The 16,211-nt window shown below is 65.1% G+C and carries 17 protein-coding genes; 9 read left to right on the top strand and 8 right to left on the bottom strand.

Annotated features, from left to right (window positions below):
- Nucleotide 1: 1 nt before the first annotated feature.
- Both MKAN_RS00855 and MKAN_RS00850 read right to left on the bottom strand, forming a co-directional pair.
- Entirely contained in the window at nucleotides 2–400 is a 399-nt protein-coding gene (locus MKAN_RS00855) for a phage holin family protein (RefSeq protein ID WP_023364264.1), read from the bottom strand.
- A 15-nt stretch (nucleotides 401–415) separates the two neighbouring features.
- Nucleotides 416–1,483 carry an amidohydrolase family protein gene (locus tag MKAN_RS00850; RefSeq protein WP_023364262.1) on the bottom strand — a complete coding sequence of 356 codons (1,068 nt, stop codon included), beginning with the start codon at nucleotides 1,481–1,483 and terminating at the stop codon, nucleotides 416–418.
- 140 nt (nucleotides 1,484–1,623) lie between these two features.
- Between MKAN_RS00850 and MKAN_RS00845 the strand changes: the two genes are divergently transcribed.
- Nucleotides 1,624–2,820 carry an MFS transporter gene (locus MKAN_RS00845; RefSeq protein ID WP_230589240.1) on the top strand — a complete coding sequence of 399 codons (1,197 nt, stop codon included), beginning with the start codon at nucleotides 1,624–1,626 and terminating at the stop codon, nucleotides 2,818–2,820.
- A gap of 1 nt (nucleotide 2,821) precedes the next feature.
- On the opposite strand, the gene MKAN_RS00840 is transcribed toward MKAN_RS00845, so the two are convergent.
- Entirely contained in the window at nucleotides 2,822–4,087 is a 1,266-nt protein-coding gene (locus MKAN_RS00840) for a competence/damage-inducible protein A (RefSeq protein WP_023364258.1), read from the bottom strand.
- A 124-nt stretch (nucleotides 4,088–4,211) separates the two neighbouring features.
- Nucleotides 4,212–4,370: a hypothetical protein gene (locus MKAN_RS30165; protein WP_023364256.1), complete on the bottom strand. Its 159-nt coding sequence runs from the start codon at nucleotides 4,368–4,370 to the stop codon at nucleotides 4,212–4,214.
- A 652-nt stretch (nucleotides 4,371–5,022) separates the two neighbouring features.
- Between MKAN_RS30165 and MKAN_RS32445 the strand changes: the two genes are divergently transcribed.
- Complete coding sequence (locus MKAN_RS32445) at nucleotides 5,023–5,553, top strand: hypothetical protein (protein WP_023364254.1); 531 nt, start codon at nucleotides 5,023–5,025, stop codon at nucleotides 5,551–5,553.
- A gap of 364 nt (nucleotides 5,554–5,917) precedes the next feature.
- The gene (locus MKAN_RS00830) at nucleotides 5,918–6,433 is read left to right on the top strand and encodes a macro domain-containing protein (RefSeq protein ID WP_178131769.1); all 516 of its coding nucleotides are present in this window, start codon (nucleotides 5,918–5,920) and stop codon (nucleotides 6,431–6,433) included.
- Here the strand turns inward: MKAN_RS00830 and MKAN_RS00825 are convergent.
- Complete coding sequence (locus tag MKAN_RS00825) at nucleotides 6,418–6,720, bottom strand: MTH1187 family thiamine-binding protein (protein WP_023364250.1); 303 nt, start codon at nucleotides 6,718–6,720, stop codon at nucleotides 6,418–6,420. The genes MKAN_RS00830 and MKAN_RS00825 overlap by 16 nt on opposite strands.
- 56 nt (nucleotides 6,721–6,776) lie before the next feature.
- On the opposite strand from MKAN_RS00825, the gene dtd reads away from it, so the two are divergent.
- Both dtd and MKAN_RS00815 read left to right on the top strand, forming a co-directional pair.
- Nucleotides 6,777–7,208, top strand: a complete 432-nt coding sequence (gene dtd / locus MKAN_RS00820) for a D-aminoacyl-tRNA deacylase (protein ID WP_036394076.1) — start codon at nucleotides 6,777–6,779, stop codon at nucleotides 7,206–7,208.
- A gap of 16 nt (nucleotides 7,209–7,224) precedes the next feature.
- A complete protein-coding gene (locus MKAN_RS00815) occupies nucleotides 7,225–8,136 on the top strand; it encodes a class I SAM-dependent methyltransferase (RefSeq protein ID WP_023364246.1) in 912 nt (303 codons plus the stop codon).
- On the opposite strand, the gene MKAN_RS00810 is transcribed toward MKAN_RS00815, so the two are convergent.
- Entirely contained in the window at nucleotides 8,126–9,151 is a 1,026-nt protein-coding gene (locus tag MKAN_RS00810; protein WP_023364244.1) for an alcohol dehydrogenase catalytic domain-containing protein, read from the bottom strand. The genes MKAN_RS00815 and MKAN_RS00810 overlap by 11 nt on opposite strands.
- Before the next feature lie 10 nt (nucleotides 9,152–9,161).
- On the bottom strand, nucleotides 9,162–11,090 hold the full coding sequence (locus MKAN_RS00805) for a flavin-containing monooxygenase (RefSeq protein ID WP_023364242.1): 1,929 nt from the start codon (nucleotides 11,088–11,090) through the stop codon (nucleotides 9,162–9,164).
- A 206-nt stretch (nucleotides 11,091–11,296) separates the two neighbouring features.
- Between MKAN_RS00805 and MKAN_RS28555 the strand changes: the two genes are divergently transcribed.
- Both MKAN_RS28555 and MKAN_RS00795 read left to right on the top strand, forming a co-directional pair.
- On the top strand, nucleotides 11,297–12,037 hold the full coding sequence (locus MKAN_RS28555; RefSeq protein ID WP_129111773.1) for a hypothetical protein: 741 nt from the start codon (nucleotides 11,297–11,299) through the stop codon (nucleotides 12,035–12,037).
- A gap of 122 nt (nucleotides 12,038–12,159) precedes the next feature.
- The gene (locus MKAN_RS00795; protein WP_036394083.1) at nucleotides 12,160–13,590 is read left to right on the top strand and encodes a B12-binding domain-containing radical SAM protein; all 1,431 of its coding nucleotides are present in this window, start codon (nucleotides 12,160–12,162) and stop codon (nucleotides 13,588–13,590) included.
- Between the two features lie 55 nt (nucleotides 13,591–13,645).
- Here the strand turns inward: MKAN_RS00795 and MKAN_RS00790 are convergent, their stop codons facing one another.
- Entirely contained in the window at nucleotides 13,646–14,386 is a 741-nt protein-coding gene (locus MKAN_RS00790) for a glucose 1-dehydrogenase (RefSeq protein ID WP_023364236.1), read from the bottom strand.
- A 126-nt stretch (nucleotides 14,387–14,512) separates the two neighbouring features.
- Between MKAN_RS00790 and MKAN_RS00785 the strand changes: the two genes are divergently transcribed.
- Nucleotides 14,513–14,977 (top strand): hypothetical protein, encoded by a 465-nt coding sequence (locus MKAN_RS00785; protein ID WP_036394190.1) that lies wholly within the window; start codon nucleotides 14,513–14,515, stop codon nucleotides 14,975–14,977.
- Between the two features lie 100 nt (nucleotides 14,978–15,077).
- On the top strand, nucleotides 15,078–16,208 hold the full coding sequence (locus MKAN_RS00780) for a nitronate monooxygenase (RefSeq protein WP_023364232.1): 1,131 nt from the start codon (nucleotides 15,078–15,080) through the stop codon (nucleotides 16,206–16,208).
- Nucleotides 16,209–16,211: the final 3 nt, after the last annotated feature.

Genomic DNA, 16,211 nt, shown 5'->3' with positions numbered 1-16,211 from the left:
GCTAACTGCGACTGCGCGCGGCGCGGCGAGTCAGCAGCGACAGTAGCCAGCTCACGATCGACAACAGGATCGCCGCCCAGATCGCGCTCCACCAGAAATGGTCGATCTGCAGGCCCCAATGCGTGGTGTCCTTGGTGATTTGGGCGGTGATCCAGAGCATGAACGCATTGATCACGATGTGAAAAAGACCCAGGGTGAGGATGTACAGGGGGATCGACAGCAATTGCACGATCGGCTTGATGATCGCATTAACCAATCCGAAGATCACCGCGACGACGAAGATGATGAGGACCCGCTGCAGCGTCGTATCACCGCCGACAAAGCGCACCCCCGGAACGCACAGGGTGACCACCCACAACGCAAACCCCGTCAACGCCGCACGAACCAGAAAAGGGCCCATACGCCGATCCTGCCATTAATTCAGCGCGTAGAAGCGCTGGGCGTTGCGGCCGCCGATCTTTTCCCGCGACTCTTCGCTGATGTCGGAGCGGGTACGCAGATGCTTTGTGCTCTCCGGCCATTCGCCGTCCCAGTGCGGGTAGTCGCTGGCGAACATGATGAAATCGTCGCCGAGTACGTCGATCACGCCCGGCAGGATCGGCTCCTCGGGCTCACAGGTCACCCAGATATTGCCGGCCCGCCAGTAGTCGTGGGGGTCATGGCGCCACCCGCCCTCGATCCAGTCGCCGCGCTTTTCGTAATGCTCGTGCAGGCGGTCGATGAAGAACGGCACCCAGCCGGCGCCCGCTTCGAGGAAGGCGACCCGCAATTGGGGATGGCGTTCGAAGACGCCTCCGGAAACCAGCGCGGTCATCGCCGTCATCTGATCGAACGGAAAACTGATGCAGTGCACCTGGATGTAGTTGGTGAAGCGGTCCACGCCGATCTTGGGCAGATGAATACCGGGGGCGCCGTGAATGCCGAGCGGCATCTGCAGTTCGACGGCGGCGGCGTAGAACGGGTCGAGGTCAGGATGGTCGAGGTTGCGGGTCTTGAGTGCCGGCGGCACCAGGGTGGCGACCAGCCCGAGGTCTTTGGCTTCGGCCATGATGTCGATGGCCACCTGGCCGTGTTCGATCGGGGTCACGGCCACGCCGCGCAGCCGGCCGTTGGACGGCGCACAGAAATCGGCGATCCACTGGTTGTACAGACGTGCGAAACCCGCTGCGAAATCCGGGTTTTCCAGGCTGGGCACGCACAATCCGAGGCTGGGATACAGCACCATCGTGTCGAGGTGATCGCGGTCGGCGTCACCGAGCACGCCGTCGGTGGTCGCGGTGTGGAGGTCGCCTGCCGTGGTGATCCCGTGCTGGGGCGGGCAGCCGGCGCCGGGTCCCGTGTCCTCCGGGTAGTTGCGGCCTTCGATTCTCAGTCCGGGCCGCCCGTCGCTGCTGGCTTGGACGTACTGCGGCCAGCGCTTGAGTGCTTCGATAGCCAGTGACGGGTTTTCGGCGACGTGTCCGTCGGCATCGATGATTCGCATGTCTTCCGAAGTTACTCGCGCGCCTTTCATACCCCAAGGTGCGCGGGGTGGCACCCGTGCTGCACGATGCTGACGTGACAACAGCGGGGCTGACCGTCGACCAGCGAAACTCGTTCATTGCGGCGTTCCTGGGCTGGACGATGGACGCCTTCGACTACTTCATCGTGGTGCTGGTCTATGCCGACATCGCGAAGACCTTCCACCACACCAAGACTGAGGTCGCGTTTGTCACGACGGCCACCCTGGCCATGCGCCCCGTGGGTGCGCTGCTGTTCGGGCTGTGGGCCGACCGCGTGGGCCGGCGGATCCCGCTCATGGTCGACGTGACGTTGTATTCGGTGGTCGGATTTCTGTGCGCCTTCGCGCCCAACTTCACCGTGCTGGTGATCCTGCGCCTGCTGTACGGCATCGGCATGGGCGGCGAGTGGGGGCTGGGTGCGGCGCTGGCCATGGAGAAGGTTCCGGTCGGTCGGCGCGGCTTCTTCTCGGGCCTGCTGCAGGAGGGCTACGCGTTCGGCTACCTGCTGGCCACCCTGGCCTGCCTGGTGGTGATGAACTGGCTGGATCTGTCGTGGCGCTGGCTGTTCGGCCTTTCCATCATCCCGGCGCTGATCAGCCTGATCATCCGCTACCGGGTGAAGGAATCCGAGGTGTGGGAAGCCGCGCAGAGCCGAATGCGGCTCACCAAGACCCGGATTCGCGATGTGCTGCGCAACGCGCGGATCATCCGCCGGTTCTTTTATCTGGTGTTGCTGATGACCGCCTTCAACTGGATGAGCCACGGCACCCAGGACGTCTACCCCACCTTCTTGACCGCGACCACCGACCACGGGGCGGGGCTGTCGACCGTGACCGCCCGCTGGATCGCGGTCGTCTACAACGTCGGCGCCATCATCGGCGGGCTGGTGTTCGGCACGCTGTCACAGCGATTCGGCCGCCGCTACACGATCGCGTTCTGCGCGGTGTTGGGGCTGCCGATCGTGCCGCTGTTCGCGTACTCCCGGACCGCGGCGATGCTGTGTCTGGGTTCGTTCCTGATGCAGGTCTGTGTGCAGGGCGCCTGGGGGGTGATTCCCGCGCACCTCACCGAGATGTCGCCGGATGCCATTCGCGGCCTGTACCCCGGCGTGACCTATCAGCTCGGTAACCTGCTGGCGGCGCTGAACCTGCCGATTCAGGAACATCTGGCGACATCGCACGGGTATCCGTTTGCGCTGGCGGTGACGATCGTGCCGGTGTTGACCATGGTCGCGATCCTGGCCATGGTCGGTAAGGACGCCACCGGTATCCGATTCGGCACTGCTGAAAGTGCGCTTGTCCCAACGCAAGTCGCGTAGGCTACGTGGCACTCAAGGTGCGGCGCAGCAGGTGCATGGCCACGGTCGTCGAACGTTCGCGGATGTCGGACCGGTTTCCGGGCAGCCGCAGCGTGCGGGTGAGGGTGCGGCCGTCGTCGAGCAGCACGGTGAAGCACACCGTTCCCACCGGCTTTTCCCGCGTTCCCCCGCCGGGTCCGGCGATCCCGGTGATCGCGACGGCGGTGTCGGCGCCGAAGCGTTGCAGCGCACCCGCCGCCATCGCCTGGGCCACCGGTTCGGACACGGCGCCGTGCGTTCGGATCAGTGCGGCGTCGATGCCCAGTAGTTCTGTCTTCGCGTCGTCGGAATAGACGACCAGGCCACCGGCCACGTAGTCCGAGGAACCGGGACGATCGGTCAGCCGTGCCGAAAGCAGCCCGGCGGTGCAGGATTCCGCGGTGGCTATCCGGCGGCCGGCCAGCATCCGGGCGACCACATCGTCGACCTGTGAACCGTCCTCGGAATAGATCTGGTGGCCGTGCTTGTCCCGCAGCAGCTTGGTCAGCTGCGCGTACACGTCGGCGTCGGGCGGCTCATAGCGGGTGACCATTTCGATCTCCCCGCGGCGCAGGCAGGTGGTGATCTCGAGCCGGTCGTATCCGGGAATGGATGTTTGGGCGGCGCGCAGAGTCTCGGCAAGGCCGGACTCGGGCAGGCCGAACATGCGAATAGTTGCCTGGTGGTAGGTGGTACGGCCGGCGATTGCCTGTTGGGCCGCGGGTGTCTGAATTGCCTTGCCCCACATGGGTTGAAGCTCGCGCGGTGGTCCCGGGAGCACGATCACCGCCGGCTTTCCGGGCACGACGACACCCGGTGCGGTGCCCACCGGGTCGAGCACCTGCGCGCCGGCCGGGATCATGGCCTGCTTGCGGTTAGCGGCCCGGACGGCCTCGAAGTCGCCCTGGTCGAAGTGAGCCATGAGCTTCTTGAGGATGTTGGCGATCGTGTTCTCGACCGCGGTGTCCAGGATCAGCTCGCGGCCACAGAACCGGGCCACCACCTCGACCGTCATGTCGTCGGCTGTCGGGCCCAGGCCGCCGCTGGTGACGATCAGATCCACACCCTGGTCGGCCAGGAAGCGCAGTTGCGCATCGATGTCGCCGGGGCGGTCGCCGCAGATGGTGATGTGAGCCAGTTCGACCCCGAGCTCCAGCAGCCGATCGGCGATCCAGGGGCCATTTCGGTCTTGCACTCGTCCGGTGAGGACTTCGGTTCCGGTAACGACGATTCCCGCGCGTGCGCTCACCGGAATGAGCCTACGTACCGGCGATCGCGGTGTTGAAAGTGCGTCGGTGCCAACCGGTTACCAACTGGGCGACAACGTGGCCAATCCGCTGCCCGAAGCCGCTGGACGGGCCGGCGCCGGGCGGTCAGACGATCGTTCCGCTGCTGCCATTCGAGCCGGGGAAACCGCCGCTGCCACCGGTGCCCCCGAAACCGCCGAGGCCGGGCGTGAACGACGAGTCGATGCCTCCCACATGCGCTGCGGCGGTCGCCAAGAGGTCCGGTGCAGCGATCAGGTTAGACATCGTGGCGCTCCCGCCTGGCCACTCGATGATCCGAAGAACTGAGGTCGCACACAAGTATTGCGAGCGGGACGATCGTTCGGGGTAATTCGGCTCGATATAGGACTTTTGTACGCGCAGCGGATACAAACTAGCCCGTCACCGCTGTCGTCGCGACGAGCAGCAATTTTGGTGAAACCAGGAAGGCGGATCGCGTTGCTACTCGTGCGTCAAACCTTGGAGTCTAGGGGCTCATCGACGGGTCCCCGGGGTTACGGGCCGACCTATTTTGTTGAGCGGCAACATAACCTGGCACCGCTGAAAAGGGTCGTTTCCGCCTGGGGTGGCGGGTGTTGATCGACCAGTGCCGTTGCCGGTCAGCGAGCGTCTCCAGCGCCGTGGTGGTGATAATCCTCAGCGATGCCGTCGTGGACTGAAATCCGTGGCCGGAGCTACCGGAAGTCAATTTATCGACTTTGAAATTTGTTACGTGGTCAAATCAAACTCCTTTAGTTGCCCACGGTTCGCTAAAGCATTAAGCCGCGCCACGTCATGCAAGAATGGGTTCGCAAGGCGTTTGACCGGTATGCGAACTGGCGGCGCAGGTTCTCTGCGAACACGCCGCGAATGGCCGAGGATCAGCCGAAACCAACAGTGGCCGGTGCCCTGCAGTCGGATGCAGGCATCCGGCGGGTCGGTACTCGTTGCCCGGTCAGCCTGGTTCGCCGGGTTGGCCCGGCTGCCCGGGTTGGCCCGGCTGCCCGGGTTGGCCCGGTTGCCCGCCCGCGCCGGGGGCGCCACCGGGGCCGCCCGCCCCGCCCTGACCGGGCTGACCGCCGGGGCCTGGGGCTCCGCCCATGCCGCCGTCACCCCCTCGACCGCCTTGGCCGCCCGGCCCGCCGACACCGCCCTGGCCGCCTTGACCTCCGGCGCCACCTCTACCCCCGGCCCCGCCGGCACCGCCTCGACCCCCGGCCCCGCCGGCACCGCCTCGGCCACCTGCGCCGCCCGGACCGCCGGGCTGGCCGGGTTCACCGGGCTGGCCGGGCTCACCGGGCTGGCCGGGCTCACCGGGCTGGCCGGGCGAACCCTCCGAAGGTGTATCGGCGTTCATGCGCGTAGGGCCGGTGCTGGGGTAGAAAGCGCCATTCGTCTGCCTTTCTGCACGGCGCCTGGTTCTGCGCTCAAGTCAAACTACCCGACTTAGCTGACGGTTCGCCACGATTTGCGGGGCAACTGCGGCCGGTCGCAGACGGGTTGCCCGGTTGATCGTCGTTAGCCATCGAAGCGGCTGGCCGTCGAACTGCTGGCGACGACCGCGCGGCACGAGCCCGAGATTTCAGGTTCCGGTGGAAATTCCATGGACGCGCCATCGCACACATGCCGCGAGCGATTCGTGACGTTTGCGGCCGGCGGCCCGACAGGCGGTCGACACGGCCGGTCCGCGCAGCTGGGCTGATCAGCATCGCGTTCGTTGCGGGCATAACGGTGCCGTCATCGCTGCCCTTTCGGCCGGATGCTCGCGGCGCTCGGCGGGTGATTGCCGGGGCTCGCTACGCGACAATGTGTCGATGATCGACATCATCGACATAGAGGTACTTCAGGCCGACGTGACCAAGCTCGAACTCGACGCGATCACCAACGCGGCCAACACCACGCTTCGCCACGCCGGAGGCGTCGCGGCAGCCATCGCGCGCGCCGGCGGACCGGAAGTGCAGCGCGAATCAAACGAGAAGGCGCCCATCGGGCTCGGGGAGGCCGTCGAAACCACAGCCGGCGACATGCCCGCACGTTATGTAATCCATGCCGCGACGATGGAGCTCGGCGGTCCCACCTCGGCGGAGATCATCGCCCGTGCCACCACGTCTACGTTGCGCAAGGCCGACGAGCTGGGCTGCCGCTCACTGGCTTTGGTGGCTTTCGGCACCGGTGTCGGCGGCTTTCCGGTCGAGGAGGCCGCGCGGCTGATGGTCGACGCCGTCCGTCGGCACCAAGCGGCTTCGCTGCAGCGGGTGGTGTTCGCCGTCCACGGCGACGCCGCCGAGCGGGCGTTCGTCGCGGCAGTGCAGGCTCACGACGAAAGATAGCGCTCGATGGAAGCAACCTTCTGCGTCATCGCGTCGACGGCCCCCTGGCGCCAGTCAACCTTGATCACGGTGCTGACCCGAGGCGCGCGAGCGGCCACGGCCTCCACCGCGCGCTGTACCACCGCCATGACTTCGTCCCAGGTGTCGCCTTCGATCTCGGTGAACATCGAATCCGTCTTATTCGGCAGCCCCGAATCCCGCACCACCCGAACCGCTTCGGCGACGATCTCGCCGACCCCCTCCCCCACACCGAGCGGGGTCACCGAAAACGCGACGAGCACCGACATGACACGAGCCTACCCAGCAACGTAGCGGCCAAAGCCGGCCTGGCAGCATTGCGCCCATGAGGGTTCTGGTGCAACGGGTTTCCTCAGCGTCCGTAGTGGTCGACGACGAGGTCGTCGGCGCCATCCGGCCGGAGCGGCAGGGCCTGCTGGCATTCGTGGGTGCGACCCACACCGATGATCCCGACAAGGCGCAGCGGCTGGCCGAAAAGCTGTGGAACCTACGGATTCTCGACGACGAGAAGTCCGCGTGCGACATCAACGCGCCGATCTTGGTGATCAGCCAGTTCACCCTGTACGCGGACACGGCCAAGGGCCGGCGGCCGTCGTGGAACGCCGCCGCACCCGCCGCCGCGGCCGAGCCACTGGTGCAAGCGTTCGCCGACGCGTTGGGCGAGCTCGGCGCGCACGTGCAAACCGGAGTCTTCGGTGCCCACATGCACGTGGAGCTGGTCAACGACGGCCCGGTGACGGTAATGCTGGAGCTTTGACACGAGAGGATTGCCCGTGACAGGACCGGAATTCGGATCGCTTCGCTCCGACGACGATCAGTGGGACATCGTCAGCAGCGTGGGATACACCGCGCTCCTGGTCGCGGGGTGGCGCGCGCTGCATGCAGTGGGCCCACAGCCACTGGTCCGGGACGAATACGCGAGATCCTTCGTCACCGCCTCGGCGGACCCGTATCTGACCGGACTGCTTGCCAGCCCGGCAACCTCCGCCGACCAGACGGCGTTTCCCCGCCTCTATGGCGTACAGACCCGATTTTTCGACGACTTCTTCCGGTCGGCCTCCGAGGCCGGCGTTCAGCAGGCGGTGATCGTCGCCGCCGGCCTGGACTCACGCACCTACCGGCTTGACTGGCCTTCCGGAACAACAGTTTTCGAGATCGACCTGCCCAAAGTCCTGGAGTTCAAAGCGCAGGTGTTGGCTCAGCAGGGTGCCGAGCCCAAAGCCCACCGAGCCGAGGTCGCCGCCGACCTGCGCGCCGACTGGCCGACGCCACTCAAAGCCGCCGGCTTCGATCCGCGACAGCCCAGCGCCTGGTCGGTGGAGGGGCTCTTGATGTACCTGACCGGCGACGCGCAAAACCTACTCTTTGCAAGAATCGACGAACTGTCGGCGCCCGGCAGCCGGGTTGCCGTGGGCGCCTTGGGCACCCGCCTTGACCATCAACAGCTCGCCGCTCTGGAAGCCACCCACCCGGGGGTGAATCTGTCCGGCGAAGTGGACTTCTCGGCGCTCAGCTATGACGACAAGACCGACCCGGCACAATGGCTGGCCGCCCGCGGATGGGCCGTCGAGCCGGTCCGCAGCACGCTCGAGTTGCAGGCCGGCTATGGAATGACACCCCCCGATGTGGACGTCAAGATCGACCGTGTCATGCACTCCCAATACATCACGGCTATCAAGGCCTGAGCATCACCTTCACATTGTCGCCCGAACGGGACCCCGCTATCGCATAGCCTTCGGCAGCTGCGTCCAACGGCAGTGTGGTGGTGAAGATCCCATCCACGTCAAGACGGCCGGACTGAAGCAGCGCAATCAACGCCGGCCAGGTGCGCTGCACCGGCGCAATCGTCAGTCGCAGGGTGATGCTGCGCAGCAGGCACGCCAGCGCCGGAAGGGGAAACGGCTGCAGGTCATGGACCCCGACGACCGAGACGGTGCCGCCGGGCCGCACCGCGCTGAGTGCGTCCGTGAGTGATGCGTCGGTGCCGACGGCGTCGATCACAGAGTCGGCGCCACGGCCACCCGTCGCGGCCAGAACGGCCTCGACCGCCGGCGAGCCGACCGGCGTCGCGCCCCATTGCGCGGCCCGGCGCAGCCGCCCGTCGACTCGATCCGCAGCGAACACCGTTGCAGCGCCTTGGAGGAACGCGCAGCGCAGCGCGCACAGCCCCACCGCACCCAGGCCGATGACCGCTACCGTGCCGCCGAACGGAATATCGGCCCGGCGGGCGGCCGCCCATCCCGTGGCGAGATTGTCGGTGAGCAGCAGCGCCTGCTCGGTGGTGATCCCCTCGGGAATCTTGAGCACTTGGAAGTCGGCGGCAGGTACTGCCAGCAGGTCGGCCTGCGCGCCGCCCAGCGCGCCGGAGCCGAAAATCTGTGGGCCCAAACGACACATCGCCGGATCGCCGGTGGCGCAACCCTCGCAGCCGCCGCAACCGGCCACAGAGGACACCATGACCTGGTCGCCGACCGTGACGGTATGCACCTGCGGTCCGGTTTCGACGACGGTGCCGACCGCCTCGTGACCGAGGGCGACAGGCTCGGCAAGTGGATACTCGCCGTCGTAGAAGTGCAGATCGGAACCGCAGATGCCGGCAGCGCCCACCGCGACGATGACTCCGTCGGGCCCGGTAAGCGCCGGGTCCGGACGGGTATCGACGCGGACGCTTCCCGGCCCGTCGATGACTACCGTGCGCATGTCGGAGTGCTCACTTTCTTTGTCGCAGCACGAATTGAGACCAGTCCGGTTCGTGTACCGCGGCCCAGTACTGGCTCAGGCGCCACGGGCTGACAGTGTGGATTTCCCCGTCGGCGTTCTTGAAATAGGAGTGTTTGACGGCCGGGTGTGACCACACCATCTGCCGGATTTCGGCCTGCGTGCGCTGATGCCAGTCAGCGGCGGCTTGGGCCGTCGGCTCCATCGAATGCACATTGCTGGTGATCAGGTGTTCCAGGCAGCGATTGATGTAGCGCATCTGGAGTTCGGACTGGAAGATCAAGCTGCCGCCATGGGCCAGATGAGTTCCGGGCCCGTAGATGAGGAAGAGGTTGGGAAAGTCCGGAACCGTGATGCCAAGGTAGGCGCAGGGCCGGGTGCCCCACCTCTCGCGCAGGTCAATCCCGTTGCGGCCCAGGATCTTCAGCGGCCACAGCACGTCGGTATGACGGAACCCGGTGGCATACACCATGACGTCGGCGTCGTATTCGCGGCCGTCTTCGGTGACGATCCCGTGGCGGGTGATCCGCCGGATCGGCGTGCGCACGAGTTCGACGTTGTCCCGCTTCAGGGTCTGCAGCCAGCTGCCGTTGTCCTGCAAAGTCCGCTTACCGGTGGCCGGATAGTCGGGCATCACCTTGGCCAACAGCTCGTGGTCATCGCCGACCTGGCTGGTAATCCATTGGCTGAACATCATCCGGGCGGCGGCGTTCATCTCGCTGACGGCATAGTCCTGATCGGCGTAATCCGGGTCGGTCCGCGCCGCGTCGAGACCCTTGTCGGCTCCCGGCCACAGCAGCAGGAATCGATACCACCGGCCATAGAACGGCAGGTGCCGCATCGCCCAGCGCACCCCGTCGCCCACTTCGTCGTGATACATCGGGTTGGGGAACATCCATTGGGCGGTGCGCTGGAAGACGGTGAGACGTTCGACATCGCCGGCGATCGCCGGCGCGATCTGGAAGCCGCTGGCACCTGCCCCGACGAGTGCAACCCGCTTGCCGGTCACGTCGACGGAGTGGTCCCAGGCCGCGGAGTGAAACGACGGCCCCTCGAACGTGTCAGCGCCGTCGAATGACGGGATATGCGGTCGATTCAGCTGACCGACCGCGGTGATGACAGCCCGCGCACTCACGCTGGTCTGGCCGTCGGGCGAGCCCAGCAAGACACTCCACATGCCCTCGGCGTCGTCCCATTCGGCCGCCAGCGCTTCGGTGTTCCACCGCACGTGCTCGGCCACGCCATACTTGTCCATGACCTGCGTGAAATAGTCTTGTAGTTCGCCCTGTTCGGCGAAGAAGTGTGTCCAGTCGTTGTTGGGTTCGAAGCTGTAACAATAGAAATGGTTCGCCACGTCCACGCGGGCACCGGGATAGCTGTTCTCCCACCATGTTCCACCGGGGCCGGCATTCTTTTCCACGATGGTGAAGGGAATGTTGGCCTGTTTCAATCGGATTCCGGCCAGAATGCCGGATTCCCCGCAGCCGATCACGATCACCGGCAGCTGAGCCGCGCACTCGGACGGGATAGGTCCCGGCCGGCGCGGGTCGGCCCCGTCGAGATCCATCTCTTCCAGCACCAGCGGCAGGTAGTCGTCGGGAACGTGTTCGCAGGCCGCCCAATCCATCATCTCCCGGATCAGGTCGATGCTCAGCGGCTGGGGTTCGGGGCAGCCGCGATCACGATACTGCGAGATCACGGCGAGGGCTTCGGCGCGGGCACGGGCCTTGTCCTCCTCCGACATGAACCCCTGGACTTCGTTGAGGAAGAGCCCCATCGGCTTGAAGCCCCGGATGAAGCGGGGATCGCCGGTGATATGGACCAGCGACAGCAACAGCGTAGGGATGCTGACGTCCTCGAGCGCGGACGCGATCTCCGGGGTGGACGTGGTGAACGGCAGCCCGGCGTACCCGCTGCGCATCGAAGCTGATCCTTTCGTGCGATCTCAATTACGATACTGCCCGTTTCGTAATTGCCGGCATTACGCTACCTCGCTCAGCCGCCCCCGATCAAGAGCGCCGAGCGCTGCAGAACCAATCTGCGCCGAGAACTCCAACGGCGGGAATCCCGCGCATAACCCAATGCGGCAAATTGCGGCGGGGTCCTGCAGTCGCTATGCTGCCGCGCATGCGTGCTGAGGACACATTGCGCCCGGGCGCCTCGGAAAATGACAATCGAACAAAATTTTTTCGCGATCCGACGAGAAATTACGCGGGCGATTTGGCCGGGCCTGACGGTCAAGTCCGCAGCGTGCTGGATGCATGTCCTGATACCGCGCTAAACAATATCGCTGATGACAATGATGATATCGCGGTCAACGCCGCCGACTATGTGCGGGAAAGTTTGCCTTCATACGACGAGCTGCGTGAGCTGACGAAGACAGATCCCGGCAAGGCCTATTATTGGTCGGGGCGCGATGCCAATGGGGTTGGCGTGGGGCCGGATGGTTCCAGAATTGCCGAGCGTTTGGCCGACGAGGCTAATGCCACGACACTGAAAATGTTGTTGGAGCGGCGCGGAATGGTGCCAGTTCCGGGATGGGACGCAGCCTTTCCGGATACGATCAGGTTCTGGGACGAGGCGGCCAGAGCCTATGCGGAGAACGCCGCCGGCACGGTAACGGCGATCGTGGGATGTGATGTCCGTCCCGACAATATTTGGCAGCGCGTGGAAGTTCCCCGGCTCAGGAACAATCCGAACGTAACCCGGATAATACAAATTGACCCGGATTCGCGCGTGTCGACCGTTATATACGAGCGGCGCGCAACGGCGCGTCCAGGCATGCCGGCGGTTGTTTTCCGGTTGGCGGACATGGCATTCAGTCGCCGGATGAGCCGATTGCTGGCCAGTCTGAGTCGGTCGGCTTGAGATATTTGCTGGCGGGTCGGGCACGGGCGAGTGTGGTACCGGGCGGCGGCATGCCGTTTCGCTGCCCGGCAGCCTGGGCGCGAACCGGCATGTCGCGGTCGCCGCGGTGATGGAGCCATGACGTGACGGCCCTTCTGGTCAATCCTCCCGGTGTTCGCGCTAATGGGCGCTCTTACGTTGGTGCACAGAAACTTTGGGGTCCGTGGGTGTATTCGTCGATGCCCATGGAGCACCTGGGGATGATGTCGATCAAGGCCTACGCAGCCAGTCAGGGGCTTGATATCGCGACCGTCAACGGGTTGGTGGCCGGGCATGTGGGTGTGGAGCAGACGTGGCAGGCCATGCGCGACGTTGCACGGGTGGCCGGCACGCCGGGGCTTGTCGGGCTTTCCTGCATCGACACATTTGCCGAGGTGTTGTGGTTGGCGCAGCGGGCGCGTGAGAGTTGGCCGGGTGTGCAGATCGCGCTGGGCAATGTGATCGCCACGCTGAACTACGAGCGCATCTTGCGCCAATATGACTGCTTTGACTTCGTGGTCGTGGGCGACGGGGAAGTCGGTTTTACCCAGTTGGCTTTGGCTGTGGCCAACGGCGACGAGATAGCGGATGTACCGGGAGTGGCGCGCCGCGACGCCCGGGGCCAGATCGTATGCTCACCGTCGACGTTGGTCGACCTCGACCGGTTGCCCCGCGCGGCTCGCGAGGAATTGCCGACGGTCCTCGCCGACGGTTTTTCGGCCGCAGTTTTCACCACTCGCGGTTGTCCGTACCGGTGCACGTTTTGTGGGACCGGAGCCATGTCGGCGATTCTTGGCCGCAACAGCTACCGGGCCAAGTCGGTCGACTCGGTTGTCGACGAGATCACCTATCTGGTATCGGATTTCGATATCAATTTTGTGTCGATAACCGACGATTTGTTTGTCTCCAAGCATCCCGGTTCGCAGCAACGTGCCGTCGAGTTTGCCAGCGCGATTCTGCGTCGAGGTATCGACGTCAATTTCATGGTCGATATACGGTTGGACTCGGTGGTGGATTTGGACGTTTTCAGGCACCTTCACCAGGCGGGTCTGCGGCGGGTGTTCGTCGGGATCGAGACCGGCTCCTACGAGCAGCTGCGCGCCTACCGCAAGCAGATCATCAACCGCGGCCAAGACCCCGCCGAAACCATCAACGCCTTACTGCGGTTGGGGATCGATGTGATCCCGGGAACCATCATGTTTCATCCGACGGTGCGCCCCGAGGAGCTACGCGAGACGGCACGCCTGCTGCGCGCCACCAGGTACCGGCATCCTTTCAAGTTCCTCAGCAAGATCACGCCCTATCCGGGAACGCCGCTGTACCAGGCGTATTCGGCCGCGGGTTATCTCACCGACGAATGGCCGCTGGGCCAATGGGAATTCGCCGACCCGGAAGCGGCGCGAGTCTACGCCGACCTCGTGGCGCGCATCGCGTCGGACGCGGAAATCACCTTCGACGAGGCGGAAGCCTTCTTCCTCGCTCGCCTCGACGAATGGGACAACACCGCCGTCGATGACGAGGCCCTTCGCTGCTGACGTGACGGGTGCCCACCGGCCCAGCGTCGCGCAGGCACGGGTGCAACTGGGGAAGCTACTGGGATTTGTGCGATACGTCGGCGACCACGCCGCCGTCGACGACGAACTCGGCGGCGGTGGCATATGACGACTCGTCACTGGCCAGGAACAGCACGAACGCCGACACGTCCTCGGGTTCGCCGGGGCGTCCGAGCGGAATGTTGAGCATGTCCTGGGGCAGTTTGGCGGTCATCGGAGTGCGGACGAAACCCGGGTGAATGGAGTTGACCCGAATGTTGTTGGGCGCCAACTCCAATGCCGCGGACTTGGTCAGGCCGCGCACCGCCCACTTCGAGGTCACGTACCCGTGCACCCACGCCGCGCCGCGCAGGCCCTCGATGGACGAGATGTTGACGATCGAGCCGCCGTTTGCAGCGATCATCGGGTCGATAACAGCCTGGATGCCCAACAGGGTGCCGGTGACATTGACGTCGAGGATGTGTTGCCACTTGGTCAGGTCGAAAGTCTTGAGCGGACCGTAGTTGATGATCCCGGCGTTGTTGACCAATACATTCAGCCTGCCGAACTCCCCTACCGCGGTTGCGGCCGCCGCCGTCCAGTGCTCCGGTTTGGTCACGTCCAGATGCACGTAGCGCGCCGCCGGGCCCAACTCGTCGGCCAGGTTTCGGCCGTCGTCGTCGAGGATGTCGCCGATCACCACCTTGGCGCCCTCGGCGACGAGCAATCGGGCATGGGAGGCCCCCATCCCGCGTGCGCCGCCGCTGATCAGTGCAACCTTGTTGTCAACCCGGCCCATGACGGGCCAGGCTACTCCCGGCACATCGGTACGAGAAGCTGGTTCGACTACCTCGCGACCGGTCATGCGAAACAATAATTGACGTGATGGCCGGCGCCGGTTGCCAATGGGAGGTGAATGAGCGTCGTGGCCCCGTTAATCACGGCCTGCGGCGGGTTCTTGCTCGCAGTCTTGTGGATGGACTTGATATTCGACGTCCAGGTTCTGCGCTACCGACGCGCGAGCGACCAACTGCCCGAGCCGGTGCTGGCGTCCATTGCGGGCTACTACCACCGCGCGACCACCACGTCGCGCCCGATGAGCCGGCTGATCGCGCTGGTGATGGTGATCTTGGTGGGTGCCCTGGCATTCGCGGCCCTGCGCGGTCCCGAGCCCCGATGGTTGCTGGCGGCGTCAGCCGTTCTCGCCGGTATCCCCGTCGGGCTGGCCGCAGCACACACGGTTCCCTGCGCGGTTCGACTTGGAAACCGTGTCGATAGTCCTGCCGAACAGACCCGCCTCGCACGAGCCATCTGCCGGGATCACCTCGTCTGCATCGGCTTCATGCTGGTGTTCCTGCTCCTATGGCTGGCATACGGCATCGCCCGCTGAAGGGCCCTAGTCGCGACGTGCGCCACCTTGCTGGTCGCGTCCGCAACTCCCGTACTAAACTAGAACACGTTTCAATTCGGCGAGGGGCTCAGGAGCAGGCATGCACACCGCCATATGTGATCAACTTGGCATCGAGTTTCCGATCTTCGCATTCACCCACTGCCGCGATGTCGTCGTCGCCGTCAGCAAAGCCGGCGGATTCGGCGTGCTCGGCGCCGTCGGCTTCACCCCCGAGCAGTTGGAGATCGAGCTGGACTGGATCGACGAGCACATCGGCGATCACCCGTACGGCGTCGACATCGTGATCCCGAACAAGTACGAGGGCATGGACTCGCACCTATCTGCCGAGGAACTCGCCGAGACACTGCGCAAAATGGTGCCGCAGGAGCACCTGGACTTCGCCAAGAAGATCCTCGCCGATCACGGTGTCCCGATCGAGGACAGCGACAAGGACAGCTTGCAGCTCCTCGGCTGGACCGAGGCGACGGCCACCCCGCAGGTCGAAGTGGCGCTGCAGCACCCGAAGGTGGCAATGATCGCCAACGCCCTGGGCACCCCGCCGGCGGACATGATCAACCACATTCACGAATCCGGCCGCAAGGTCGCGGCGTTATGCGGCTCGCCCTCACAGGCCCGAAAGCACGTCGATGCCGGCGTCGACGTCATCATCGCCCAGGGTGGCGAGGCCGGCGGGCACTGCGGCGAGGTTGGCTCGATCGTGTTGTGGCCGCAGGTGGTCAAGGAAGTCGCGCCGGTACCGGTCCTGGCAGCCGGCGGTATCGGCAGCGGCCAGCAGATCGCGGCGGCCTTGGCCTTGGGCGCCCAGGGCGCCTGGACCGGCTCGCAGTGGCTGATGGTCGAGGAGGCCGCCAACACCCCGGTTCAGCAAGCGGCCTACGCCAAGGCAACCAGCCGCGACACCGTGCGCAGCCGGTCATTCACCGGCAAGCCTGCTCGCATGCTCCGCAACGACTGGACCGAGGCATGGGAGGAGCCGGACAACCCGAAGCCGCTCGGAATGCCGTTGCAGTACATGGTGTCCGGCATGGCGGTGCGAGCCACCAACAAGTACCCGAACGAGAGCGTCGACGTCGCGTTCAATCCCATCGGGCAGGTCGTCGGTCAGTTCACCAAGGTCGAGAAGACCGCTACCGTCATCCAGCGGTGGGTGCAGGAGTACCTCGAGGCAACCAACCGGCTCGACGAGCTCAACGCCGCCGCGACCGCCTGAGAC

Origin of the sequence: Mycobacterium kansasii ATCC 12478 (assembly GCF_000157895.3) — a bacterium.
GTDB classification, from domain to species: Bacteria; Actinomycetota; Actinomycetes; order Mycobacteriales; family Mycobacteriaceae; genus Mycobacterium; species Mycobacterium kansasii.
This window is presented reverse-complemented; position numbering and strand designations above follow the sequence as displayed.